At 61.0% G+C, this 25,649-nt stretch carries 21 protein-coding genes and 2 pseudogenes; 13 read left to right on the forward strand and 10 right to left on the reverse strand.

Translation table 11 applies throughout. The features are described from left to right. Positions 1–60 precede the first annotated feature (60 nt). From glnD to CGZ77_RS07940, 4 genes are all read right to left on the reverse strand, one after another. A complete protein-coding gene (glnD, locus tag CGZ77_RS07925; protein WP_094031089.1) occupies positions 61–2,628 on the reverse strand; it encodes a [protein-PII] uridylyltransferase in 2,568 nt (855 codons plus the stop codon). Positions 2,629–2,921: 293 nt separating this feature from the next. Next, positions 2,922–3,659: a bifunctional demethylmenaquinone methyltransferase/2-methoxy-6-polyprenyl-1,4-benzoquinol methylase UbiE gene (gene ubiE / locus CGZ77_RS07930; protein ID WP_094031090.1), complete on the reverse strand. Its 738-nt coding sequence runs from the start codon at positions 3,657–3,659 to the stop codon at positions 2,922–2,924. 39 nt (positions 3,660–3,698) lie between these two features. Continuing rightward, the gene (locus tag CGZ77_RS07935) at positions 3,699–4,127 is read right to left on the reverse strand and encodes a gamma-butyrobetaine hydroxylase-like domain-containing protein (protein WP_094031091.1); all 429 of its coding nucleotides are present in this window, start codon (positions 4,125–4,127) and stop codon (positions 3,699–3,701) included. A gap of 25 nt (positions 4,128–4,152) precedes the next feature. Next, positions 4,153–5,076: an AEC family transporter gene (locus CGZ77_RS07940; protein WP_094031092.1), complete on the reverse strand. Its 924-nt coding sequence runs from the start codon at positions 5,074–5,076 to the stop codon at positions 4,153–4,155. 363 nt (positions 5,077–5,439) lie between these two features. Between CGZ77_RS07940 and nadE the strand changes: the two genes are divergently transcribed. The 4 genes from nadE to rep all read left to right on the forward strand — a co-directional run bounded on the left by nadE (position 5,440) and on the right by rep (position 13,186). After that, positions 5,440–6,234 (forward strand): NAD(+) synthase, encoded by a 795-nt coding sequence (gene nadE, locus CGZ77_RS07950; protein WP_094031094.1) that lies wholly within the window; start codon positions 5,440–5,442, stop codon positions 6,232–6,234. 242 nt (positions 6,235–6,476) lie between these two features. After that, complete coding sequence (gene gshA, locus CGZ77_RS07955; protein WP_094031095.1) at positions 6,477–7,826, forward strand: glutamate--cysteine ligase; 1,350 nt, start codon at positions 6,477–6,479, stop codon at positions 7,824–7,826. Positions 7,827–8,040: 214 nt separating this feature from the next. Next, positions 8,041–11,040 carry a ribosome-associated ATPase/putative transporter RbbA gene (rbbA, locus tag CGZ77_RS07960; protein ID WP_094031096.1) on the forward strand — a complete coding sequence of 1,000 codons (3,000 nt, stop codon included), beginning with the start codon at positions 8,041–8,043 and terminating at the stop codon, positions 11,038–11,040. 133 nt (positions 11,041–11,173) lie between these two features. Beyond that, complete coding sequence (rep, locus tag CGZ77_RS07965) at positions 11,174–13,186, forward strand: DNA helicase Rep (protein ID WP_036495446.1); 2,013 nt, start codon at positions 11,174–11,176, stop codon at positions 13,184–13,186. A 186-nt stretch (positions 13,187–13,372) separates the two neighbouring features. Here the strand turns inward: rep and CGZ77_RS07970 are convergent, their stop codons facing one another. Continuing rightward, the gene (locus CGZ77_RS07970) at positions 13,373–13,570 is read right to left on the reverse strand and encodes a zinc-finger domain-containing protein (RefSeq protein ID WP_036495456.1); all 198 of its coding nucleotides are present in this window, start codon (positions 13,568–13,570) and stop codon (positions 13,373–13,375) included. Positions 13,571–13,717: 147 nt separating this feature from the next. Here CGZ77_RS07970 and queA point away from each other — a divergent pair, with 147 nt between their 5' ends. The 3 genes from queA to CGZ77_RS07985 are packed head-to-tail and all read left to right on the forward strand — an operon-like array spanning position 13,718 to position 16,087. Next, the gene (gene queA / locus CGZ77_RS07975) at positions 13,718–14,758 is read left to right on the forward strand and encodes a tRNA preQ1(34) S-adenosylmethionine ribosyltransferase-isomerase QueA (protein WP_094031097.1); all 1,041 of its coding nucleotides are present in this window, start codon (positions 13,718–13,720) and stop codon (positions 14,756–14,758) included. Positions 14,759–14,815: 57 nt separating this feature from the next. Beyond that, positions 14,816–15,694, forward strand: a complete 879-nt coding sequence (locus CGZ77_RS07980; protein WP_009425016.1) for a DMT family transporter — start codon at positions 14,816–14,818, stop codon at positions 15,692–15,694. Positions 15,695–15,727: 33 nt separating this feature from the next. Beyond that, complete coding sequence (locus CGZ77_RS07985; protein ID WP_009425015.1) at positions 15,728–16,087, forward strand: STAS/SEC14 domain-containing protein; 360 nt, start codon at positions 15,728–15,730, stop codon at positions 16,085–16,087. Between the two features lie 79 nt (positions 16,088–16,166). Here the strand turns inward: CGZ77_RS07985 and CGZ77_RS07990 are convergent, their stop codons facing one another. Beyond that, positions 16,167–16,919 (reverse strand): endonuclease/exonuclease/phosphatase family protein, encoded by a 753-nt coding sequence (locus CGZ77_RS07990; RefSeq protein WP_009425014.1) that lies wholly within the window; start codon positions 16,917–16,919, stop codon positions 16,167–16,169. Positions 16,920–17,089: 170 nt separating this feature from the next. Here CGZ77_RS07990 and tsaD point away from each other — a divergent pair, with 170 nt between their 5' ends. Further along, entirely contained in the window at positions 17,090–18,157 is a 1,068-nt protein-coding gene (gene tsaD, locus CGZ77_RS07995; protein ID WP_009425012.1) for a tRNA (adenosine(37)-N6)-threonylcarbamoyltransferase complex transferase subunit TsaD, read from the forward strand. Here the strand turns inward: tsaD and CGZ77_RS12280 are convergent. Further along, positions 18,105–18,527, reverse strand: a complete 423-nt coding sequence (locus tag CGZ77_RS12280; protein ID WP_198344887.1) for a hypothetical protein — start codon at positions 18,525–18,527, stop codon at positions 18,105–18,107. The genes tsaD and CGZ77_RS12280 overlap by 53 nt on opposite strands. Positions 18,528–18,552: 25 nt before the next feature. Continuing rightward, positions 18,553–18,729, reverse strand: a pseudogene (locus CGZ77_RS08000) (IS1595 family transposase); the annotation flags it as partial. Positions 18,730–18,759: 30 nt separating this feature from the next. Between CGZ77_RS08000 and CGZ77_RS08005 the strand changes: the two are divergent. The 4 genes and pseudogenes from CGZ77_RS08005 to CGZ77_RS08025 form a co-directional block, all read left to right on the forward strand. After that, a pseudogene (locus tag CGZ77_RS08005) lies at positions 18,760–18,971 on the forward strand (IS1595 family transposase); the annotation flags it as partial. Positions 18,972–19,117: 146 nt separating this feature from the next. Continuing rightward, positions 19,118–19,480 (forward strand): hypothetical protein, encoded by a 363-nt coding sequence (locus CGZ77_RS08010; protein WP_009425108.1) that lies wholly within the window; start codon positions 19,118–19,120, stop codon positions 19,478–19,480. Between the two features lie 350 nt (positions 19,481–19,830). Next, positions 19,831–20,220 carry a VOC family protein gene (locus CGZ77_RS08020; protein WP_009425105.1) on the forward strand — a complete coding sequence of 130 codons (390 nt, stop codon included), beginning with the start codon at positions 19,831–19,833 and terminating at the stop codon, positions 20,218–20,220. 110 nt (positions 20,221–20,330) lie between these two features. After that, a complete protein-coding gene (locus CGZ77_RS08025; RefSeq protein WP_009425104.1) occupies positions 20,331–20,837 on the forward strand; it encodes a GNAT family N-acetyltransferase in 507 nt (168 codons plus the stop codon). Between the two features lie 253 nt (positions 20,838–21,090). Here CGZ77_RS08025 and CGZ77_RS12635 read toward each other — a convergent pair whose 3' ends face one another. Next, positions 21,091–22,416: a CAP domain-containing protein gene (locus CGZ77_RS12635; protein WP_094031098.1), complete on the reverse strand. Its 1,326-nt coding sequence runs from the start codon at positions 22,414–22,416 to the stop codon at positions 21,091–21,093. Between the two features lie 261 nt (positions 22,417–22,677). Then, a complete protein-coding gene (locus tag CGZ77_RS08035) occupies positions 22,678–23,928 on the reverse strand; it encodes a D-alanyl-D-alanine carboxypeptidase family protein (RefSeq protein WP_094031219.1) in 1,251 nt (416 codons plus the stop codon). A 193-nt stretch (positions 23,929–24,121) separates the two neighbouring features. Between CGZ77_RS08035 and ilvA the strand changes: the two genes are divergently transcribed. Further along, positions 24,122–25,645: a threonine ammonia-lyase, biosynthetic gene (gene ilvA / locus CGZ77_RS08040; RefSeq protein WP_009425100.1), complete on the forward strand. Its 1,524-nt coding sequence runs from the start codon at positions 24,122–24,124 to the stop codon at positions 25,643–25,645. The last annotated feature ends 4 nt before the right edge of the window (positions 25,646–25,649 follow it).

Raw genomic sequence — 25,649 nt, forward strand, 5'->3', positions numbered from 1 at the left:
AACGCAAAAAGGCGGAGTGGTTTTCAGACGGCCTGCAAAAGATTTGGAGCAGAACGGCTTTCAGACGGCCAACACGCCGCGCAAATCTTTTTTCAGCGCCACTTGGCGGTTCGGGTCGGCCAGCTGCGGCGCGTAGAGCAGGAAGCTGTCTTCGGCGCGCTCGTCGGAGGTGTTGATTTTGGCGTAACGCAGGCTGATGGCGTGACGGTTGAAGATGTCGGCGGTGTCGGCGAGCAGGCCGGGGCGGTTGACGGCGGTGAGGGTGAGGGTATACCAGCCGGGCTGTTCTTCTTCCGCCTGGATGTCGATCAGCGGGGCGATGGGCAGGTGGCGGGCGCGGCGGCTGGGAATGCGCCCGGCAGCGGGTGCGGGCGCAGGGCTGCCGTGGAGGAAGGCTGTGAGATCGTGCATCAGCGCGGCTTCGATGCGGCCGCGGTCGGCATCTGTGCTGCCTTCGGGCGGGCGCACGGCGAAGGTGTCGAGGACAAAATCGTGGTCGGTAACAAAGGCACGCGCAGCGGCGATGTCGAGATTGTGGCGGGCGAGGATGCGGCACAGACCCGAGAAAATGCCGTGTGCGTTGGGCAGATAGGCGGCGATTTGCAGCATGCCGGGGTCGGCGGGGTGGGGGCGGATACGGGCAAAGGGGGCTTCGGGATCGGCGGCGACGGCGGCGGTGTGCCAGAGGATTTCGCTTTCCTGATGGCGCACGAAATAGGCTTCGCCGAGGGCTTTCCACAGGCGGCGGCGCTGTTTTTCGTCGTATCCGGCTTGGGCGAGGGCGGCTGCGGCGGCACTTTGGCGGCGGCCGGTAACGGCTTCGCGGCTATCGGGATTTCCGGAGAGATGGCGGGAGGCCGTCTGAAAAAGAGTGTGTAAGAGACCCGCTTTCCACGAGTTCCACAGTTTGGGGTTGGTGCCGCGGATGTCGGCAACGGTGAGCAGATACAGGGCGGACAGGCGTTCGGCCGTCTGAACGCGGCGGCAGAAGCGGGCGACGACTTCGGGGTCTTGGATGTCTTCTTTCTGCGCGGTAAGCGACATTAAAAGATGGTTTTCCACCAGCCAGCAGAGCAGTTCGGCATCTTCAGACGACATGAAGTGGTCAGCGGCAAAACGGCGGGCGTCGGCCACGCCTTCGCGGGAGTGGTCGCCGCCGCGTCCTTTGGCGATGTCGTGGAAGAGGGTGGCGAGATAGAGAACGTAGGGCTTGGCAAACGCGTGCATCAGGGAAGAGGCGAAAGGCAGCTCGTGCAGGTGCTGCTCCATCGCCAGCCGCCGCATATTGCGCAGGACGGTGAGGATGTGGTCGTCGACGGGGTAGATGTGGAAGAGGTCGTGCTGCAACAGGCCCACGATGTTTTCCCACGCGGGCAGGTAGCGGCCAAGCACGCCGTAGAGGTTGAGAAAACGCATGGTGTGGGTGAGGCCGCTGCCGTAGCGGAAAAAGCCGATAAAGCGGCGGCGGTTGGTTTCGTCGGCGTAAAACGCGGCATCGATATGGCGCGTGGCCGCCCACCAGGCGCGCAGGGTTTTCGGCGCCAATTCGCTCAAATCGCTGCGCGTCTGCAAAATCTCCACGGCGCGGAAAATGTGTTCGGGCTGCCTGCCGAACAGGTTTTTGTCGCGCACGGCCAGCTGGTTGCCGATTTGGTAATAGTCGGCGTCGATGTCGCGCACGATACGCGGCAGCGGCGAATACACGCGGCCGCGCAGCATCGGCAGGATAATGCCGTTGAGCTGCTTTACTGCCTTGGCGGCGCGGTAAAAGCCGCTCATCAGCCGCTCGTTTTTTTTCAGACGGCCTCTGCCGGGCGCATCGGGCATACCGTCCGCCAAACGGTTTTGCAGATCGAAAACCAGCCGGTCTTCCTCGCGCCCGGCCGCCAAGTGCAGATCGATGCGGATGGCAGCCAGATTGCGGTGGCTGCGTACCAGAAGCGCGGCTTCGGCGCGCGTGAGGATGCGGCGGCGGAGCAGGGCGGCGATGCCGGCGTCCAGCCCCTGCGCTTTGGCCAGCCACAGCATGGTATGGATGTCGCGCAGCCCGCCGGGACAGGTTTTCACATTCGGTTCGAGCAGCGCGCCCGCCCCCTGCTGTTTGTTGTGCCGCTGGCGCATTTCCAAAAGTTTGCCTTCGACAAAGGCCGCCGGATTGCGCTGCGCCTCCAAAGCGGCAGTGAATTGTTCCGCCAAATCTTTGTTGCCGCAGAGAAAACGCGCTTCGAGAAAGGCGGTGTCGGCGGTCAGATCGTCGCGCGCGGCCGCGCAAAGTTCCGCCACCGTGCCCGATTTCACGGCAGGTGCCAAACCGATGTCCCACCAAGCCTGTACCAGAGCGGCTATCCGCTCCTGTTGCGCTCCGTCCGGCGCCTCGGCGCAAACCAGCACCAAATCGGTGTCGGAAAACGGATAAACCTCGCCTCGCCCGTAACCGCCTGCCGCCAACAGACAACTACCGCCGTCGGGAAAAAAATGCGCCCACACGCCGCAAACCGCCTGATCGACAGCCAAAGCCCAACGGCTGAAAAATTCTTCGGGACGCCGCCACAGCGCATAGGCATCGGCGGCCTGCTGTTGCTGCCGCCGCAGCCGGGCAGCCGTATCGGAAACAAAATCGGGGTTCATCACGAGAAAGAAGCAAAACAAAGCGGCCTGCCGCCGCAGAAATCAAAATTGCGGAAGCAGGCCTTTTACAAGCGAGGCTTCAATGAAGAGACGTGTCGGGTTTATCGTGAAAGGGGATATTCAAAAAAGCAGCCTTACTCATGCTGCTTTAACGTATACTATAAAAATTTAACATAATATCAATTATGCGAAATTAAACTTACAGCATACAAACCTGTTTTAACCGATTCTTCCGTTTTCACTTCGTTAAAGCGTGCTTTCAGACGGCCTGACAACCGCAGCGCTTGTCACAATCAGAATTTCACGCCTTTGTGTAAGGCAACGATGCCTGCGCTCATGTTGTGGTAATCGACGCTGTCGAAGCCCGCGTCGAGCATCATCTGTTTGAGCGTTTCCTGATCGGGATGCATACGGATGGACTCGGCGAGGTATTGGTAGCTGTCGGCGTCTTTGGCGATGAGTTTGCCCATCAGCGGCAGCAGTTTGAACGAGTACACGTCGTACGCGCCCTCCAGCGGCTTGTAAACCTTGGAAAACTCGAGCACCAAAAGCGTGCCGCCGGGTTTGATCACGCGGTACATTTCTTTGAGCGCGGCGTCTTTGTGGGTCATGTTGCGCAGGCCGAAAGCGACGGACACGAGGTTGAAATAGTTGTCGGGAAACGGCAGCTTCTCCGCGTCGGCCAGCGACACGGGCAGAATCAGGCCTTCGTTGAGCAGGCGGTCGCGGCCGACGGTGAGCATGGAGGAGTTGATGTCGGTGAGCCACACTTCGCCCTCTTTGCCTACGCGTTTCGCCCAGCCGCGCGACAAATCGCCCGTGCCGCCGGCGATGTCGAGCACTTTGTCGCCTTTTTTCAGGCGCGCGGTGTGGATGGTGAAGTGTTTCCACACGCGGTGCAGGCCGCCGGACATCACGTCGTTCATGATGTCGTAGTTTTTGGCGACGGAGTGGAACACTTCGGCCACTTTGCCGGCTTTTTCGTTTTCGTTGACGGTGGAGAAACCGAAGTGGGTTTTTTGCTCGCTCATGGGTGTTTTTCTTTCTGTGACAGGGGTTTCAGACGGCCTTCAATGCCCACCGCAGCTTCCGCCGCCGCAGCCGTGTCCGCCTTTCTTTTTCGGCACGGGGGCGTCGGCGGCGGACGGTGTGCGCGAGGCACCGGCGGCTTCGAGGCGGGCGAGGTAGTCGCGCCACATTGTATCGTATCCGTGTGCCAGTTTATACAGATAGTCCCAGTCGTAGAGGCCGCTGTCGTGGCCGTCTGAAAAGACGATTTTCAGGGCGTAGTGGCCGACGGGTTCGAGGTCGTTAATCAGGACGCCGAGTTTGCCGGTCTGCAAAACTTCCTGGCCGGGGGCGTGGCCGCGCACTTGCGCGCTGGGGGAATAGACGCGCAGGTATTCGGCGGGCAGTTCGCGCGTTTGGCCGCCGTAAACGAGGGCGAGGACGGCGCGGTCGGGGCGCAGGCGGATTTCTTCGGGAACGGGGTTTTGCATATTGTCGGTTCTTTGTGTTTAGGGTTTAACGGCCGAACAGCAGCACCAGCGAGATGCTGGCGAAAGACAGCACGGTGGTCAGCAGCATGATGGCGGCGCCGCGCTGTTCGTGGCCGTATTGGCTGTGGACGATGGCCACCATGCTCGCCATCGGCACGCAGGAAAGCAGCGCACCGGCAAACAGCGTGTCCCTGCCCGCACCCAAAAGCAGCAGGAACAACACGGTCAGCAGCGGGAACACGGCCAATTTCAGCAGGGTCAAGATCAGGATGTCGGCCAGTTTGCCGCCGAGTTTCAGGCCGACGAGGCTGCCGCCGATAACAAACAGGGCAACAGGCGCGGCGCCTGCGGCAAGGACGGACGAGGTTTTCAGCAGCGCCCCGGGCAGCGGCAGCCAGCCTAAGGCAAACGGCAGCGCGGCAAACTGGGCGAGGATAATCGGGTTTTTCAACAGGTTTTTCGCTACGGGCAGCAGCGTTTTCAGACGGCCTCCGCCCTGCCCGCCCGCCGAGTCGGCCAACAGGAAAAACAGTGGAATCAGAAACATATTTTCCACCAGCACGTTCATGGCGAAATACGGCGCGGCCGCCTCGCCGATCACCATCGCCAGCAGCGGATAGCCGATGAAGCCGGTGTTGGAAAACGATACGGAAAAACCACCCAGCGCCGAAAGCGTGCCGTCGCCGCCGCGCAGGCGCACCACAAGCGCGCCGAGGGCAAACAGCGCCAGCGTCGCGCCGCCGTAGCCCAAAAGATACGCCGCGTCAAACACTTCGCGGAACGGTTTGCCCGCGATGGCGAAAAACACCAGCGCGGGCAGGCCGATTTTCATCACGAATTTCGCCGCGCCGCGCAACTCCTCGAAACGGAACACGCCGCCGCGCACTGCCGCCCAGCCCAGGCCGATAATCAGGAAAATCGGCGCGGTGATATTGAAAACTTCCAGCATGGCGGTCTCGGTTCGTGCGGTGAAAACGGAAAGCGCGGATTCTAGCAGAAGCGGCAGGCCGTCTGAAACCGTCCTGCCCCGCTTTCGGATTGTAAAGCCCGCAGGCGCGGGTTATAGTGCCGCCCGTTTTCCCGCCCTCCCCTGCCCCTAGGGTCTGTTGACAATCAGCCTTGCGGCGGTGTTTTTGGTAAAAATCCGCGCCTGCCGCGTCAAAAATGCTCGCAAGATGTCCAATCTTGCTGTGCTTTTTTCCTTGCATCCGCGAATTTTTCCTCAAAAAACCGCTTCGCAAGCTGAATGTCAACAGCCCCTAGGGCGTGTTGATTGTCAACACGCCCTAGGCCGTCTGAAAAAGGATTTTCCATGCAAACACAAGCCGTAGCCGGACACATTGTCCGCTGGCTACAGGACTACGCCGCCTCCGCCCGCGCCAAAGGCTTTGCCGTCGGCATTTCCGGCGGCGTCGATTCCGCCGTCGTCTCCGCCCTCGCCGCCCGCAGCGGCCTCAACGTTCTGCTGCTGGAAATGCCCATCCGCCAGCAGGCCGACCAGGTCAGCCGCGCGCAGGAGCATATCGCGCGCCTGCAAAGCGCGTTTGCCAACGTCAAAAGCCTGCGCGCCGACCTCACGCCCACGTTTAACCTGTTTGCCGACACCGTCAACGTAGACGAAGCCGAATACCCCGCCAAGCAGCTCGCCCTTGCCAACAGCCGCGCCCGCCTGCGTATGCTCACCCTCTATTACTACGCGCAAATCAACGGCCTGCTCGTGGCGGGTACGGGCAACAAAATCGAAGATTTCGGCGTCGGCTTCTTCACCAAATACGGCGACGGCGGCGTCGACCTCAGCCCGATAGCCGGCCTCACCAAAACGCAGGTGTACGAACTGGCTGACCACCTTGACATCCTGCCCGCCATCCGCCAAGCCGTGCCGACCGACGGCCTGTGGGACACCGAGCGCACCGACGAAGCGCAGATGGGCGCGAGTTATCCCGAACTCGAACGCGCCATGGCCGCCGCCGAAGCGGGCAAAACGCGCGACGATTTTTCCGGCCGCGAGCAGGAAGTGTTCGACATCTACACCCGCCTCAACCGCGCCGCCCAGCACAAAATCCGCCCGATACCCGTGTGCGAAATCCCGCCGCAAATGCTGGCCTGAGTTTCAGAAACGTCATTCCCGCGTTATGTCCCGAAGGGGTATAGGCGGCAACGGCCTTTCTGACGGACACACGACAGGCCGTCTGAAAACCGCAAACAGCGTTTTAAACTCCGCCGAAACCGCCTTTTCAGACGGTCTGCAAAGAACTTCGGGCAATAAGGATAAAAACGGGCGTTACTTGTACAGGCCGTCTGAAAACCCTATCATGCGCGGATTTTCAATCCAGCAGACAGGTAAACGAAATGCCCCTAGCCGTGATGTCCGAAACATATCTGAGCGAACTCCAGGCCTTCGAGCGCAAAATCCTGGCCAAACAGCCGCAGATCGAAGCCTGGTTCCGCGCCAAATGGAAAGAGCACACCCCGCCCTTTTACGGCTCGGTCGACATCCGCAACGCCGGTTACAAAATGGCCTCCATCGACATGAACCTTTTCCCCGGCGGCTTCAACAACCTCAACCCCCAATTCGTCCAACTCGCCGCCCATGCCGCCCAAGACGCAGTGGAGCGCGCCTGCCCGCAGGCCAAATCCGTGCTCATCGTGCCCGAAAACCACACCCGCAACACCTTCTACCTGCAAAACGTCCATGCCCTCAGCACCATCCTGCGCACCGCAGGCTTTGAAGTGCGCCTAGGCAGCCTCAACCCCGAAATCACCGCACCCACGGAATTCACCACCGCCCTCGGCGACACCATCACCCTCGAGCCGCTGCAACGCACGCGCGGCCGCGTCCATCTGGCCGACGGCTTCTCGCCCTGCCTCATCCTGCTCAACAACGATCTCTCTGCCGGCGTGCCCGACATCCTCAAAGACATCAGCCAAACCGTGCTGCCGCCGCTGCACGGCGGTTGGACGACGCGGCGCAAAACCGCCCATTTCGCCGCCTACAACCACATCGCCGCCGAGTTTGCCGAACTGGTGGGGCTCGACGAATGGCAGATCAATCCCTACTTCGAGCAGATTTCCGGCCTCAACTTCCAAGAGCGCGAGGGCGAAGACGCGCTGGCTGAGGCTGTGGACAGAATGTTGGCGAAAATACAGGCGAAATACGACGAAAAAGGCATCACCGACCAACCTTTTGTGATCGTCAAAGCCGACGCGGGTACTTACGGCATGGGCGTGATGAGCGTCAAATCCGCCGACGAAGTGCGCGGCCTCAACCGCAAAAACCGCAACAAAATGGCGAAAATCAAAGAAGGCCTGGAAGTGAGCGAGGTCATTGTGCAGGAAGGCATTTACACCTACGAAACCGTCAACGGCTCGGTGTCCGAACCCGTGGTGTACATGATCGACCGCTTCGTCGTCGGCGGTTTTTTCCGCGTCCACGAAGGCCGCGCCGCCGACGAAAACCTCAACGCCACCGGTATGTCCTTCGTCCAGCTCAACCACATCATCCCCGTTGCCGAAGACGGCGGCGCGCAGGAGCAGGACGACGAGCCGAACAAGCGCGTGTTCGAGCAGTGGCAGGAATTGGGCGTGCCGCAAACCAACGCCGCCGACCCCGACTGCGGCTGCAACCGCCTCTATGTCTACGGCGTGATGGCGCGCCTGTCGCTCTTGGCCGCCGCTGTCGAGCTCGAACAAACCGCCTGATGCCGCAAAAGCGGCAGAGGCCGTCTGAAAACCCTCCCGCGTTTTCAGACGGCCTTTTTCCTTTGCCGCGCCGCCTTTTGCTGCCGAAGCGGCGCGGCGGTTGGCTCGGCGCGTTTTTTTCGCTATAAAGGCCGTTTTCAGCGCACGCCGCCTTTTTCAGACGGCCTCAAACAGGCCGCTGCCCTTTCTGAAAAATCCCCTGTAAAGTTTTCCCATGAACGCCGTTTCCATTTCCCGTCTCTCCCACCGTTTCGGCAAAACCCAAGCCCTCGACGATGTGTCGCTCGACATTCCGCGCGGCGCCACCGTCGGCCTGATCGGGCCGGACGGCGTGGGCAAATCGACGCTGCTCTCGCTGATTGCGGGCGTGCGCGTGATTCAGGGCGGGCGGGTGGAAGTGCTCGGCGGCGATATGGCCGACAAAAACGTGCGGCTGCACATGTCGCACCGCGTGGCCTTTATGCCGCAGGGTTTGGGGCGCAATCTTTATCCCACGCTCACCGTGGCCGAAAACATCGATTTCCATGCGCGGATGTTCGGCCTGAACGCCAAACAGCGGCAGGAGCGCATCCGTCGGCTCACCGAGGCCACGGGGCTGCTGCCGTTTGTGGATCGTGCGGCGGGCAAGCTCTCGGGCGGGATGAAGCAGAAGGCCAGCCTGTGCTGCGCACTGGTGCACAGCCCCGATTTGCTGATTCTCGACGAGCCGACCACAGGCGTTGACCCGCTCTCGCGCCGCCAGTTTTGGGCTTTGGTGGACGACTTGCGGCAGGAACACGCGGGCATGACGGTGATTGTCGCCACCGCCTATATCGAAGAGGCGCAGCAGTTTGAACGGCTCTTGGCGATGGATGCGGGGCGGCTGCTGGAAAACAAGCCCACCGCCGAGGTGCTGCGCGAATACGGCACGGACAACCTCGAAGAAGCCTATATCAAAATGCTGCCGCCGGAAAAACAGCAGGGCTCGGGCGGCTTGGAACTCACGCCTTTCGTGCCCGTGCCCGACGCGCCGCCCGCGATGGAGGCGCACGGCCTGACCAAGCGTTTCGGCAGTTTCACCGCCGTGGACCATGTGAGTTTCACCATCCAAAAGGGCGAGATTTTCGGCTTTTTGGGCAGCAACGGCTGCGGCAAGTCCACCACCATGAAAATGCTCACCGGACTGTTGGAAGCCACCGAGGGCACGGCAGAGATTTTGGGGCGGCCGGCCAGCGCTGGCGGCATCGAAACCAAAATGCGCGTCGGTTATATGTCGCAGGCGTTTTCGTTGTATGAAGAATTGAGCGTGCGGCAAAACCTGCAACTGCACGCCGAGCTTTACGATATGGGCGGCAGGGGCGCGGCGGCGGTGGCCGAAGCACTCGAACAGTTCGACCTCGCCGACGTGGCCGACACCGCGCCCGCCTCGCTGCCTTTGGGCATCCGCCAACGCCTGCAACTGGCCGCCGCCTGCCTGCACCACCCCGAAATCCTGATTCTCGACGAGCCGACATCGGGCGTTGATCCCGCCGCCCGCGATATGTTCTGGCGGCATCTGCTGAAACTGTCGCGGCAGGACAAAATCACCATTTTCGTGTCCACCCACTTTATGAACGAGGCCGAGCGCTGCGACCGTATTTCCTTTATGCACAAAGGCCGCGTGCTGGCCGTCGGCGCGCCGCAGGAGCTGGTGCAACGCCGCCGTGCCCCCGATTTGGAAGAGGCGTTTGTGCGGTATCTGATTGATGCGGAAGCGGAGGAAAACGGCGGGAAGGCGGTTTCAGACGGCCTTCTTGAAAGGCCGTCTGAAACTGTCGAACCCGCGCGGCAAAGCGTTTCTGCCGAAACGCCACCCCCACCCCGGCCCTCCCCCGCGCAGGCGCAGGGGCGGGAGAGTGAAGCGGCAGGCGTTTCAGACGGCCTTTCAGAAGGCAGAAGGCCGTCTGAAAACGTCGAACACACCGCCAATCTGCCCCCTCTCCCGCTCGCGGGGGAGGGTTGGGGTGGGGGCAAACCGCCTGCCGATTCCCTGTACGGTGTTTCAGACGGCCTCAAAGCCGAAAGGCCGTCTGAAAACCCCGCTCCGCAGTTCGACACATCCTCCTTCGCCTACTGGTTTTCCATGGTGCGCACCTTTGCCGTGCGCGAGGCCAAAGAGCTGCTGCGCGACCGCATCAGGCTGTTTTTCGCCGTGTTCGGCCCGCTGATTATGATGGCGGCGGTATCGTGGGGCGTGTCGTTTGACGTGCAGAACCTCAAATTCGCCGTGTACGACCGCGACCAGACGGCACAAAGCCGCCAGCTCACCGAGTATTTTTCCGGCTCGCGCTACTTTATCGAACAGCCGCCGATACAGTCGGAAGCCGAAATCGACACCGTGCTCCAAAGCTCGAAGGCGGTGCTGGTGATCGACATTCCGAGCGGCTTCGGCCGCGATTTGGAACGGGGGCAAAAGCCCGAAGTGGGCTTTTACATAGACGGCGCGATGCCGTTCAACGCCACCAATATACGCGGCTACATCGGCAGCCTGATGGCGGCCTACACCAAAGACCGCATCGCGGCAACAGGGCTGCCCGTACCGCTCGATCCCCCCGCCGCCGTCGAGCCGCGTTTTCTCTACAACCAGGATTTCGACAGCATCAACGCCGTTTCGCCCGGCGTGATGATGATGGTGCTGATGATGATTCCGGCGATGATGGCGGCGGTGGGCGTGGTGCGCGAGCGCGAAACCGGTTCGATCGCCAATTTCTACGCCTCGCCCGCCTCGACGGCGCAATACCTGATCGGCAAACAGCTGCCCTATATTGCCGTGGGCATGGTGAATTTCGCCGCCTCGTTCCTGATGATGGTCTTGTGGTTCGGCGTGCCGCTCAAAGGCAGCTTTGCCGCGCTGGCGGCGGGCACGCTGCTGATGGTGGCCGCGTCCACCGCGCTGGGGCTGCTGGTGTCGTGTTTTGTGAAATCGCAGCTGGCGGCGCTGTTTGCCACGTCCATCATCGCCATGATTCCCACCATGAACTATTCGGGCTTTCTCTACCCGATGTCCACCCTCTCCGGCGGCGGCTACGCGATGGGCAAAATCTTCCCCGCCTCGTGGTATCTCACCGTCAGCCTCGGCACTTTCGCCAAAGGCCTCGGCCTGCGCGACCTGCTGCCGCAATACGCCGCCATCGCCGCCTTCGCCGCAGGCTGCATCGCCCTGTCCTGCCTGCTGTTGAAAAAACAGGAAAAATAGCCTTGTCCCTCTTTCAGACGGCCTCCCGCGACAAAAAGGCCGTCTGAAAGGTTTTCAGACGGCCTCCGCCGCAGCCGCTATAATCCGCCCCCTTCCCCATCCCGTTTCCCGACCTTTCAGACGGCCTCACACCATGCAGCTCAACCCCCAGCAACAGGAAGCCGTGCGCTATCTCGGCGGCCCCCTCTTCGTCCTCGCCGGCGCAGGCAGCGGCAAAACCCGCGTCATCACCGAAAAAATCGCCCACATGATACGCAACGCGGGCTACTCCCCCCGCCACATCGCCGCCATCACCTTCACCAACAAAGCCGCGCGCGAAATGCAGGAGCGCATTGCCGCCATGCTCGGCCGCCGCGAAACGCGCGGCCTCACCGTCTCCACCTTCCACTCCCTGGGCATGAAAATCCTGCGCGAAGAAGCCGCACACGCCGGTTTGAAAAAAAACTTCTCCATCCTCGACGCCTCCGACAGCGCGAAAATCATCGGCGAACTGCTCGGCAGCAGCGGCCGCGAACAAATCTTCGCCGCCCAACACCAAATCTCCCTGTGGAAAAACGACCTGCAAACCCCCGAACAGGCCGTGCAGGCCGCCGACAACAACTGGGAAAAACAAATTGCCCGGCTTTACGCCTCATACGCGCAAACCCTGCACAGCTACCAGGCCGTCGACTTCGACGACCTCATCCGCCTGCCCGCCCTGCTGCTGCGCGACTCCGACGACATCCGCCTGCGCTGGCAAAACCGCCTGCGCTACCTGCTCATCGACGAATGTCAGGATACCAACACCTGCCAATACGCCCTCATGCGCCTGCTCTGCGGCGCCGAAGGCATGTTTACCGCCGTCGGCGACGACGACCAGTCCATCTACGCCTGGCGCGGCGCCGACATGGAAAACCTGCGCCGCCTGCAAACCGACTACCCGCAAATCAAAATCGTCAAACTCGAACAAAACTACCGCTCCACCGCCCGCATCCTCAAAGTCGCCAACCAAGTCATACAAAACAACCCCAAACTCTTCCCCAAAACCCTGTGGTCGCACTACGGAATGGGCGACATCGTCACCGTCGCCGCCTGCCAAAACGAACAACACGAAGCCGAATGGGTCGCCGGCGAAATCGCCCGCCGCAAAACCATAGCCGAAGGCCGTCTGAAATACGCCGACTTCGCCATCCTCTACCGCGGCAACCACCAGGCACGCGTCTTCGAAGAAGCCCTGCGCGCCGCCCGCATCCCCTACCGCCTCTCCGGCGGCCAAAGCTTCTTCGACAAAGCCGAAATCAAAGATATCCTCTCCTACATCCGCCTCATCGCCAACCGCGAAGACGACCCCGCCTTCCTGCGCGCCGCCACCACCCCCAAACGCGGCATCGGCGACACCACCTTAGGCCGTCTGAACGACTACGCCAAATCCCATGCCGCCTGCCTTAGCGACGCCGCCAAAAGCCCCGCCGCCCTCGAACCCATGCCCGAACGCAACCGCCAAAGCCTCGCCGCCTTCACCGACCTTATCGACACCTACCGCCGCCGCGCCGCAAACGAAGACGCCGGCGCACTCATGCAGAACCTGCTCACCGACATCGGCTACGAAGCCCACCTATTGGGCAGCGAAGAAGGCAAAGCCGGCGAAATCAAATGGCGCAACGTGCAGGATTTGTGCCGCTGGCTGGCAAAAAAAGGCCAAGAAGGCGGCAAAAACCTCCTCGAACTGGCGCAAACCCTCGCCCTCATGACCCTGCTCGACGGCCGCGAAGACGAAGAAAGCGACGCCGTCAAAATGTCCACCCTCCACGCCTCAAAAGGACTCGAATACCCCGTCGTCTACCTCGTCGGCTGCGAAGAGGGCCTGTTTCCCCACGCCGACAGCGTCGAAGAAGGCAACATCGAAGAAGAACGCCGCCTCATGTACGTCGGCATCACCCGCGCCAAACAAACCCTCACCCTCACCCACTGCACCAAACGCAAACGCCAGGGCACATGGCAGTTTCCCGAACCCAGCCGCTTCATCGCCGAAATGCCGCAGGAAGATTTGCGCATCATCGGCCGCAAAGGCGGCGCCCCCCTCGTCAGCAAAGAAGAAGGCCGCAGCCGCCTCGCCGGCCTCAGCGCCATGCTCGCCGAAAAAAGCGCGGGCAAAAAAGGCATCTAGGCCGTCTGAAAGCACCGAAACGGTTTTTTAACTTCGTTGAAACTTCGCTTTCAGAAACGTCATTCCCTCGTAGGCGGGAACATCCTCAAAAGCAGCCTGCAAACAAAAGGCCGTCTGAAACCTACGGAACAGGTTTCAGACGGCCTTTTGCATCCGCACGGGCGCTGATTTTGTTTTCAGACGGCCTCAGGAATGATGGTGGCCGATTTCGCCGTCGAGTTTGTAAATCGTGCCGCAGTAGGGGCATTCGATTTCGGAATTCGATTGGATGGCAAGGAAGACGCGCGGGTGGCCGTTCCAGGTTTCGTGGCGCGGGCCGCTGCAATGCAGCGGCAGCTCGTGCGGTTTGATAACGACGGTGTCGTAGTGGGGCGTGGTGTTCATGGCATATCCTTTTTTCGGCGTTTTGTCGGCAATGTGTTCAGACGGCCGCCATTTTACGGCATCGCCGCGCGATAACAAAGTGGGCGGCAGCGCGACCCTGCAGCGCTTTGGCGATATAATCGCGCCTTTTTTCAGACGGCCTCCACCATGCAGCTTTCCGACTTCGATTTCGACCTGCCCGAACACCTGATTGCCCAGCAGCCGCCTGCCGAGCGCGGCGCCAGCCGCCTGCTGGCGGCTTTGCCCGGCGAGCCTCTGCGCGACGAGACCTTTGCCTTCCTGTCGCAGCTGGTGTCGGCGGGCGATGTACTGGTGTTCAACAATACCAAAGTGATGAAGGCGCGGCTGTTCGGGCAGAAGGAGAGCGGCGGGCGCATCGAGGCGCTGATCGAGCGCGTGCTTGACGCTCATACTGCGCTGGCACACATCCGCGCGTCGAAGTCGCCCAAGTCAGGCACACGGCTGCTGTTTGACGGCGGCCTGACGGCGCAAATGGTCGAACGCGCGGGCGAATTGTTTGTGCTGCGCTTTGACGGGGAAGAGAGCGTGTACGCGCTGCTCGAACGCCACGGCAAACTTCCGCTGCCGCCCTATATCGAGCGTGCTGCCGACGCAGCCGACGATACGCGTTACCAAACCGTATATGCCAAGCATCAGGGCGCGGTGGCCGCGCCAACGGCGGGTCTGCATTTTACCGACGCCCTGCTGGCCGCGCTGAAAGACAAGGGAGCGACACTGGCGGAGGTGACGCTGCACGTCGGCGCGGGCACGTTCCAACCGGTGCGTGTCGAAAACATTGCCGATCACAAAATGCACAGCGAATGGTACGAAGTGCCGCAGGCAACGGCCGATGCGGTGGCTGCGGCCAAGGCGCGCGGTGCGAAAGTGTGGGCGGTGGGCACGACCTCGATGCGCGCGCTGGAATCGGCGGCGCGGGAGACAGGCCGTCTGAAAGCCGGATGCGGCGACACCGACATTTTCATCACGCCGGGCTACCGCTTCCGCGTTGCCGACCGCCTGATTACTAATTTCCATCTGCCCAAATCAACGCTGCTGATGTTGGTGAGCGCCTTTGCAGGCACGGAAGAAATCCGCCGCATCTACCGCCACGCCGTTGAGCAGAAATACCGTTTTTTCAGCTACGGCGATGCGATGGTGCTGGGTTTGCAAGAACATGAGGCCGTCTGAAAACCCCAAAACACCGGTTTCAGGCTTTCAGACGGCCTCCCACCCCGGAACAATGCCATGACACACCCCGCTACACGCAGCAAAGAGCGGCAGGAGCTTTTGGGCTCGGCCTGGATGATCGCCGCCGCGCTGTTTTTCACCCTGATGAACCTCTGCATCAAAGCCGCCCATCAGCAATTCGCCATGGGCAGCGGCGAACTCGTGTTCTGGCGCATGGTGTTTGCCGCCGCCGTGCTCGGCGCAACGGCGAAAATGCAGGGTAAAACCTTCGCCACGCCCCATTGGAAAAGCCATCTCAACCGCAGCGTCAGCGGCACGGTAGGCATGACCTGCGGCTTTTACGCCGTGATGCGCCTGCCGCTGGCAACGGGCGTGACGCTGGCCTATACCTCGTCGATATTTCTGGCCGTGCTGTCGGTTGTCGTGTTGCGCGAACGCATTTCCGCCTACACCTTCGCCGTGCTGCTGACGGGCTTTGCCGGCGTGGTGCTGCTTTTGAAACCCTCTTTCGCCGCCGGACAGGAATGGGCGGCGGCCGTGGGGCTGTTCGGCGGACTGGCGGCGGGCTGGGCGTATATGCAGGTGCGCGAACTCTCGCTGTTGGGCGAACCGGCCTGGCGCGTGGTGTTTTACCTGTCGCTGGTCGGCATGGCGATGGGCGCCGCGCTGGCCACGCTCACGGGCTGGCACAGCATTTCGCTGCAATCCGCGCCCTATCTCATCGGCATCGGTGCGTCGGCCGTGCTGGCGCAGCTGGCGCTGACGCACGCCTACGCCGTCGGCCGCAAATTCACCGTCGCCGCGCTGGCCTATCTCACCGTGGTGTTTTCCACGCTGGCGGGCATTTTCCTGTTCGGCGAGCAAATCGGCTGGCAGGAATGGCTGGGCATCGGTATCATTGCCGCAAGCGGCATCCTGAGCGGCTTGAAGAAATAATCCCGACAACCAGAGAAAAGAAAGGCTGAAACCATGATTTCCATCCGCGAACAACACTACGGCTTGAACGTCGCCCTCTACAACGAGTTCACCCTTGCCGATTTCCGCGAACTGGAAGAGGCCGTCAAGGCCTCCCTCACCCGCGTCCACCGTCCCGACCTGCTGCTCGATCTCTCCATGCTCAAAGACTTCACCATCGACATGGCTTGGGAGCAGCTCAAATTCGTCAGCAGCCACGATCAGGATTTCGGCCGCATCGCCGTGGTGGTGGACGACATCTGGATCAAATTCGCCGCCCACGTCTCCGACCTCATCACCCGCACCCACCCCAAATATTTCGACACCGCCGCAAAAGCCCAAGCCTGGCTGCTGGAAGCCGGAGAGGCCGTCTGAAACCCGCCGGATAAAAAACGAAACCGCCTGCCCGTATCAAAAAACGGGGCAGGCGGTTTTTTCAGACGGCCTAACCATATCAGCGCGGGCGCACGGTGGCCGACAGCGGCAGATGGTCGGACAGATAAAGCCAAGGCTCGCCGCTGTGCAGCCTGGCATCGAGGATTTCGAGGTGGCGGGTGTAGATGCGGTCGAGACTGAACACGGGCAGGCGGGCGGGAAAGGTTTTGGGCAGGCTGCCGCGTTTGTCGAGGAACACTTCCGTCAGACCGAGGGCGCGGCCGATATTCAGCGGCGATTTGTGCCGCCAGTCGTTGAAGTCGCCCGCCAGTATCAGCGGTGCGTCGGGGCTGATGTAGGTGGTGACGTATTCGAAGATGGCGACGTATTGTTTGACGCGGTCGCGCTCCAAAAGGTTGAGGTGGGCGCAGAGGCAGACGATGGGCACGTCCCAGCCTTCGGGCAGGATTTCGCAGTGCAGCACGCCGCGTTTTTCCAAACGGTTGACCGTAATGTTCAGATTGCGCCGCTCCCGTATCGGCAGGCGGCTGAGGATGGCGTTGCCGTGGTGTTTTTGCGGGAAAACGGCATTGCGCCCGTAGCTGGTGTGGAAATCGAGGCGCTCGGCGATGATGTCGTGCTGCGGCACGGCGGGAAAATCGGGCAGTTTCGCCTCGCGCGCCAGATGCAGCCCCTGCACTTCCTGCAAAAACAAAATGTCGGATTTCAGGCTGTCGAGCGCCGCCGCCATGTCCGCAATCTGCACTTTGCGGTTCAGCGGCGACATGCCTTTGTGGATGTTGTAGGTGGAAACGGTAATCGGCAGGGTCATAGCGGTTCGCCATCGGAGGAATGACGCATTATTAAGGCTGCAGCTGCCTTATTCAAGCGCCGGGGTGCATTTTCGCTGTTTCAGACGGCCTCAAACGGGACAGGCCGTCTGAAAGCCCGAACCGCCCGCTTTGCGTTAAAATGCGCCCCTTTTTTATCGGACACCCGCCCATGTTGGTACTCGGCATCGAATCATCCTGCGACGAAACCGGCGTCGCCCTCTACTGCACCGAACGCGGCCTGCTCGCCCACGCCCTGCACACACAGATGGCGATGCACGCCGAATACGGCGGCGTCGTGCCCGAACTGGCCAGCCGCGACCACATCCGCCGCCTCGTCCCCCTCACCCGCGCCTGCCTCGCCCAAGCGGGCAAAACCTACGCCGACATCGACGCCGTCGCCTACACCCAAGGCCCCGGCCTCGGCGGTGCCCTGCTGGCCGGTTCGTCCTACGCCAACGCCCTGGCCTTCGCGCTGGGCAAACCCGTTATCCCCGTCCATCATCTCGAAGGCCACCTGCTCTCGCCGCTTCTGGCCGACGACAAACCCGAATTTCCCTTCGTCGCCCTGCTTGTCTCCGGCGGCCACACCCAATTTATGGCCGTGCGCGGCATCGGCGACTACACCCTCCTGGGCGAAAGCCTCGACGACGCGGCGGGCGAAGCCTTCGACAAAACCGCCAAACTGCTCGGCCTGCCCTACCCCGGCGGCGCGAAACTGGCCGAACTGGCCGAACAGGGGCGCGACGGGGCATTTGAGTTCCCCCGCCCCATGATCCATTCCAACGATCTGCAAATGAGCTTCTCCGGCCTGAAAACCGCCGTGCTCACCGCCGTGGAAAAAGTGCGCGCCGGACACGGCGGCCGAGTGCCCGAACAAACGCGCAACGACATCTGCCGCGCCTTCCAAGACGCCGTTGTCGACGTATTGTCCGCCAAAGCACAAAAAGCCCTGCTCGACACAGGCTTCCGCACCCTCGTCGTCGCCGGCGGCGTCGGCGCAAACAAACAACTGCGCCAGCGCCTGAGTACCCTCACCGTCCGCCCCCCTGCCAAAGGCCGTCTGAAACCGCCTGCCGAAGCCGTCAAAACCTACTTCCCGCCCCTCGAATACTGCACCGACAACGGCGCCATGATCGCCTTCGCCGGCGCCATGCGCGTCCAAGAAGCACAGCCCGCCGCCGCCTTCAACGCCAAACCGCGCTGGCCGCTGACGGACATCGTGCGGGAGGCCGTCTGAAACCGAAAATCCCGCAGCACACCAAACTCCCTCCCCTATGCCCAAGTGTACAGACCGGGCACAAAGGTAACACCTGTGCGGGGACATGGTTAACAGTTTTTCGGGCAGTTTGGCAGAAGTCGTTCAGGTCAATCCGGCCGAGGCGGTAGAAGCAGAAACAGACTTCGTACACACCGTCTTCGCTTTGTACCGGACGGCAGGCTACGGCTTGTCCGACCAGCCCTTTGCCGATGCGTACCTGCCGACCCGGCAGGCTGATGTGGCCGTTGGTGTCCGTTTTGCGCACCAAGTCTCCCGGCAGGTATTCGACCGGTGCCAAGTGTTCGGGAAATTCCCTCGGGCTGCTGCGGTAGCTGTCTACTATACACATATGACGCTGCCGCAGAATAGGTATCGGCTTCCAGTGAAAGATGATGGCTGATGACTTCGCGAATCTTGCGGTAAAACAGCACTGCCGAATTAGGGTGGATGCCCAATAAATCAGCTGCTGAACGGGCAGTAACTTCGAGTACAAAAAACTGAAGCAGTTTCTTTTGAATACTCTTTTTTAGTTTACAACGGGTTATCTTCATTTTTGCAGTCTAACATGACTGCTTATCTAGTACAGCCCCAATGAGTTTGCTCGTGGAGCGCAACATATTAACGGTATTGAGTCGTTTTGGAGTTATGAGAAACACCGTCTGATACACAACATGGTGTAGCAAAACATACGTTTTACTTGCATCTGAAAGAAACTGAATTTCGCTTCAATCACAGGCATGATGATTTGTACAAAGTACTGCTGAAAATGTTGCGGAATGATCCTTTAAAATGATTTTTGCTTCCTAAGCCCCTTATAAGTAATCAGTTGCCAAAATTTAGCCAAGATTTCCGCCTACACGGGAATGACAACAGTTGTATAGATTTAAGATTGAGCAAAGATTTCAGGCTGCCCAACCCCGCCAACCAAAAGGAATCCCCATGCCTCGCCGCATCATCGCGCTTATTTTCCTCGCCCTTTCCATTGTGTTTGTAGAACAAGCCTTGACCAACCATGCCTTTCAAGATTGGCTGTTTGCCCGCCATCATAATATCCTAAGCTGGTATATCCGCCCGCTGCTGCTGGTTCCCATTATGCTGGCGGCGTGGTGGCGCAGTTGGGCGGGGCTGGCGGCGGGTATTTTCGCGCTGCTCACCAGCATGGCATGGTTTCCCGCGCCCGCGGTTGCCGATGCCAACGTCGCCCGTTTTCTTGCCGATGAAATCGCCTTTTTGCGCGGCGGTTGGACGCTGCAAACAGAGGGCTATACACGCTTGCCGTGCTGGCGTATTTCACGCTGCTGATTAGCGCGGCTTGGCAGCGCAGCGGCAAAGGCTTGGCGGCGGTGTTAGCCGCAGCGGCGTTGAGCAAGGTGGCGTTTAGCTTAATGGGAAGCGGCGCATCTGCCCGCGCGTTGATTGCGCCTGCGTTGCTGGGCTTAGTGATTGGGCTGGCGGCGGTGTGGCGATTGTGGCGAGCGTGGCAGAAATAAGGCAGCCTGAAAATGGGTTGGGCGTTTTCAGCAAGCGTAGCGTGGGTCATGCGTAGGGTATGTCGCCCCTGCGACGCACGCGTTCTATGCAACATCCGCCACCCGCTCCAAAGGCCGTCTGAAAGGTTCAGACGGCCTTTTGTGTAAGCAAAGGAATCCGCCATGAATTTCAACAAACTGATACCCGAACTGTCCGTTTTCGACATCGCGCAAACCAAAGATTTCTACGAGAAACTGGGGTTCCAAACCGAATACGAGCGCCCGAGCGAAAACTTTGTTTTCATGTCGTTTAACGAGAGCCAGTTTATGTTTGAGCAAATCCACGAAAAAGGCTGGAACACGGGCGAATTGGCCTATCCGCTGGGGCGCGGCATCAATTTTTCCATCGCCGCCGCCGATGTCGAAGCGCTCTACGAAACGGTGAAACAAGCCGGCATCGAAACCTACCGGCCGCTGACCAAAAGAACCTATTTAGTCAACGGCATCGCAGAAGAGCAAATCGAGTTTCTGATTCAAGACCCAAACGGGTATTTGTTGAGGTTTACCAATTAGGCAAGGTATGGGACGGATTCGAGCATCCGGCCTGCACAGCAATCCTTTCAGAAACGCCATCCCCGCGCAGGCGGGGACGGCTTCAAAGCTACCTGTACGAAAGCAAACCCATGAACATCACCCTGCGTATCCCCGCCGAACACGACGCGGCCGCCGTTACCGCCCTGTTGGACGAACTCACCGCCGCAGGCAGCGACACCGACGGCTTTTGGCACGGCGCCGACACCTTCGTCTATGCCGACTGGCTCGCCGCCTGCCGCGAAGCCGCACACGGGCGCGGTCTGCCCGAAGGTTTTGTGCCGTATGTCCAATATGTTATGTTCGCCGATAACGGGCAGGCCGTCGGCTTTTTAAACCTGCGCCTGCGGCTGAACGATTTTCTGCGCCAGATCGGCGGCCATATCGGCTACTGCGTCCACCCCGCGCAGCGCGGCAAAGGCATTGCCAAACAAGCCCTGCACCAAGCCGTAAGCGAAGCCCGCCGCCACAGCATCGGGCGCCTGCTGGTTACCTGCCGCAGCAGCAACCCCGCCAGCCGCCGCGTTATCCTTGCCAACGGCGGCACGCTGGAAGACATCCGCGACGGAATCGAGCGCTATTGGATAGAAACCAAATAGGCCGTCTGAAAGCGCCAATCCGCTTTTCAGACGGCCTGCACGGTTTTCCGCAACCGGCCAAGCCGCGTGTACCGCTCCAAGGCGATACACGCGTTTTTGCCGTTCATTAAAACCGTGTCCGTTGTTTGGCGCGGATGACGGATTCCGACGCCGTGTATGCTGCGGTGCTGTATGCGCTGCCGTTATTTGCAAGGGAAAAGGCCGTCTGAAAACCGGATTTTTTGTTTTCAGACGGCCTGTTGTTTCCGGCGGTTTATTGTACGAGCAGGGCGGTTTCGCCGGTGTTGCCGTAGAGGGGTTTGACGCGGACGCCGCTGCCGCGTTTGCCGCTGACGGAGACGATGAGGCCGTCGTATTCGCCGGTGTAGGTGGTGATTTCGGCGTCGCCGTATTCGCGGAAGCTGATGCGGCTGCAATCGGGGCGGCAGGTTTGGGCGGGCCAGCGCAGGTAGTAGCTGCGGCCGGATTCGACGGCGAGGTTTTCGCCGCCTTTGAGGTTGAAGTAGGGGTAGTCGGGTTTGCGGGTGCGGAAGCTCCATTCGGCCGTGTGTTCTTTGATGTCGCCGTCGTTTTCCCAGTCGAACAGGCGGTAGCGGAAGACGGCGCGGTAGGCGGTGTCGTAGGCGAGGGGGTCGAGGGGGAAGAGGGCGAACTGGTAGGGGGTCAGGCGTTTGTTGGGGTCGGTTTCGGCGGTGAGCAGGCGGGTGTTGCCGATTTTTTCTTTGCCTTTGAAGAGTTCGAAGGAGATCATTTGGGGTTCTTCGCCGCCTTCGGCGAAGGCGATGCTGACGGGGTTGCCGCTGTATTCGCGGTCGGGCAGGGGGTTGGGGGTTTCGTTGGAGAAGACGGGGGCGGCGAGTTTGCCGACGGGGTAGACGGTGTAGTCGGGGATGTTAAGTTTGAGTTCGTCGTGGTAGAAGACGGCGCCGTTGCGGCAGAGGCCGGAGTAGTAGGAGCGGCTTTCGTCGACCTCTTCTTCGCTGCGGTTGAGGCGGCACAGGCGTTCGGCGTCGCGCCGCCCTTGGTTGATGACGAGGGCGTGGCGGTTGTTGTGTGTCGAGTAGGCGATGCCGGCTTCGTCGGCTACGGGGTCGAGCAGAGAGAAGCGGTGATAGATGGCGGTCATGAGGCCGTCGATGTATTGGTGTTGCAGGGCTTGCTCGCCCATGGGGGCGGCGTGTTCGCCGGTGCTGAGGTTTTCCTGTACGCCAAGGTAGAGGTAGCCGGTTTTTTCCACGCGTTCGTCGAGTTCTTTGCCGGTGTAGAGGGGGCTGTCGGCGTGGTTTTCGTCGTGCATGTCTTCGGGGTAGTCGTTGAGGTAGCGGGCGTGTTTGGCGGCGGAGCGGGTGAGTGCGTCGGAGCGGGAGAAGGGGTCAAGCCCGGCTTCGCGGCGCAGCAGGTTGAGGTAGCCGAGGGCGTCGAGGCGGGCGTGGGGTTTGCCGTCGTGTCCGCTTTGGGCGGACAGGGTGGGCGGCGGCGGACGTTTGGTGAGGATTGCGGCAGCATACATGAGGGCGGCCAGCAGGGCGATCCAGATGATGAGGGCTTTGAGGGAGCCGGGGATGGAGGGAGCGCGCATATTATTCGAGGATGTAGAGACCGACGGCCAGGGTGGCGACGGTGAGGCAGAAGAGGAGGATGACGGAGATGACGAATCGTTTCATGGGAAATCCTTGGGGCTGCCGGCCAATCGGCGCTGCGGTAGTTTGGGTTTGGTTTGTTTGTTTTGCGGGGCTTTAAGCGGGTTCGGAAATGACGCAACGCCCGGGCTTTCAGACGGCCTCGGGCGGATACGGGGCTGCGGCGGTATGCGGATACCGCCGCAGTGTCTGTGTGCGGCTTATTCGTCGGCAAACATGTTTTTAAACCACAGTTTGATGCCGTCCCACAGGCGGCCGAAGAAGCCGGCTTCTTCCACGGCTTCGAGGGCGACGACGGGTTTTTCAGCCAGCACTTTGCCCTCGTAGGTGATTTTCAGCTTGCCCAGCACCTGGCCTTTTTCCACGGGCGCGATGACGGGTTGGACGGTTTCCAGCACGGTTTTCACTTTTGCACCTTCGCCGTGCGGGATGGTGACGTAAACGGGCTCGGCAAAGCCGGTGTCGACGGTGTCTTTCTGCCCTTTGTAAATCTGCACGGGGGCGACGGCTTTTCCGGCGTCGTAGGCTTTGGGCGTGTCGAAGGCCTGCAGCGCCCAGTTGAGCAGCTTGCTGCTTTCGCCGGCACGCGATTCGATACTGTCGGCGCCGACAACGACGGAGACGACGCGGCGGCCGTTGCGTTTGCTCGATGCGATGAGGTTGTAGCCTGCGGTGTTGGTGTGGCCGGTTTTCAAACCGTCGACGTTCGGGTCGCGGTAGAGCAGGAGGTTGCGGTTGGGCTGCTCGATGTTGTTGTATTTGAAGGACTGCATCGAGTAGATGGGATAGTACTTGGGATAATCTTTGATGATGGCGGCGGAGAGAATGGCAAGGTCGCGCACGGTGGTGATGTGGCCGTCGCCCGGCAGGCCGGTGGCGTTCATGAAATGGGTGTTGTTCATGCCCAGGCGCTTGGCTTCGGCGTTCATCTGTTCGGCAAAACCCGCTTCGCTGCCGCCGAGCGCTTCGGCCAGCGTGATGGCGGCGTCGTTGCCCGACTGGACGATCAGGCCTTTGAGCAGGTCGCCCACCGACACGGGTTTGCCCATGTTGAGGAACATGCGCGAGCCTTCGGCGCGCCAGGCGGTTTCAGACGGCGTGAGCATGTCCTGCGCTTTGAGTTTGCCGCTTTCGAGGGCTTGGAAGGCGAGATAGGCGGTCATAAGCTTGGTGAGCGAGGCGGGCTCGACGGGTTTGTCCAAGTCTTTGCCGGTGAGAATCTGGCCGCTCTGCAAATCTTGCACGAGGTAGGCGGCGGCGGCAATTTCGGGTGCGGACGAGGGCTGCGGCTTGGGCTCGGGCGGCAGAATGTCGGGTTCGGATGCGGCCTGTTCGACGGGCGCGGCGGCCGCGGGTTTGCTCGATTTGTGGCGGTGTTTGGCGGCATAGGCCGTCTGAAAAGAGAGCGAGGCACAGAGTGCCAGCACGGTGAGGGATACGGTTTTTTTCATAATGATGCGGCAGGAAGGGCGGAGGGATTGGAAGGCTGCGGCAGGCCGTCTGAAAAGAGGGGGCGGCGCGCCGCGCGGAATGTGCGTAAAAAAAAGGCGCATTATACCCACGAGCCCCGCGTTTGCTAACTTTTTCTTGCGTTCGCCCTGACGCGCGGGTATGGTTTTACCTTTCGTAAAATAACTTAACATCATGAGCACCCTGCCGCATTCCGACTACCTCACCCGCATCCTCACTTCCTCCGTTTACGACGTCGCCGCCGAAACCCCGCTCGAACCCGCCCGCAGCCTGTCGGGCCGTCTGAACAACACCGTCCTGCTCAAACGCGAAGATTTACAACCCGTGTTTTCCTTCAAAATCCGCGGCGCCTACAACAAAATGGCCGCGCTCGGCGAAGAAGAACGCGCCCGCGGCGTCATTACCGCCAGCGCGGGCAACCACGCCCAGGGCGTCGCCCTCTCCGCGCGCAAACTCGGCTGCGAAGCCACCATCGTCATGCCCGAAACCACGCCGCAAATCAAAGTCGACGCCGTGCGCGCCCTCGGCGGCAAAGTCGTCCTCAAAGGCACGTCCTACAACGACGCCTACGACCACGCAACAGAGCTTGTCGCCCAAAGCGGCCTCACCTACATCCCCCCCTTCGACGACCCCGACGTGATCGCGGGGCAGGGTACCATCGGCATGGAAATCGTCCGCCAGCACCCGCAGCCCGTCCATGCCGTGTTCGTTCCCGTCGGCGGCGGCGGGCTGGCGGCGGGCATTGCCGCCTTTATCAAACACGTCCGCCCCGAAATCAAAGTCATCGGCGTCGAAACCCGCGACGCCTGCGCCATGAAAAAATCCATAGACGCAGGAGAGCGCGTCGAACTCAAAGACGTCGGCCTCTTCGCCGACGGCACGGCGGTGAAACTCGTCGGCGAACAAACCTTCGCCCTCTGCCGCGACCTGCTCGACGAAATCATCCTCGTCGACACCGACGACATCTGCGCCGCCGTCAAAGACATCTACGACGACACCCGCAGCATCACCGAACCCTCAGGCGCCCTCGCCCTGGCCGGCCTCAAAGCCTACACCGCCCGCGAAGGCTGCACAGGACAGACCCTGATTGCCGTCAACAGCGGCGCCAATATGAACTTCCACCGCCTGCGCCACGTCTCCGAGCGCAGCGAACTGGGCGAAGGCAACGAAGGCATCTTTGCCGTGTCCATCCCCGAAGAGCCCGGCAGCTTCCTCAAATTCGTCGACCTGCTGGGCAACCGCAGCGTCACCGAATTCAACTACCGCTACGGCGACGCTGCCACCGCCCACATCTTCGTCGGCATCCAAACCACCGGCGCCGCCGACCGCGCCGCCATCGCCGCAGAACTGGCCGCCGCAGGCTTCCCCGCTACCGACCTCACCGACGACGAAACCGCCAAAATCCACATCCGCTACATGGTCGGCGGCCGCAGCCCGAACGTGCGCCACGAACACCTCGTCAGCTTCGAATTTCCCGAACGCCCCGGCGCCCTGCGCCACTTCCTCAGCCACATCAAAAGCGGCTGGAACATCACCCTTTTCCACTACCGCAACCACGGCGCCGACTACGGCCGCATCCTCGTCGCCATCGACGTGCCGCCCGAGGACAACGCCGCCTTCGCCGCCTTCTTGAACAGCGTCGGCTACCCCTACGAAGACCAGACCGGCAACGCCGCCTACCGCCTGTTCCTCGGCTGAGCCT

It is taken from the genome of Neisseria sp. KEM232 (assembly GCF_002237445.1).
Lineage (GTDB): Bacteria > Pseudomonadota > Gammaproteobacteria > Burkholderiales > Neisseriaceae > Neisseria.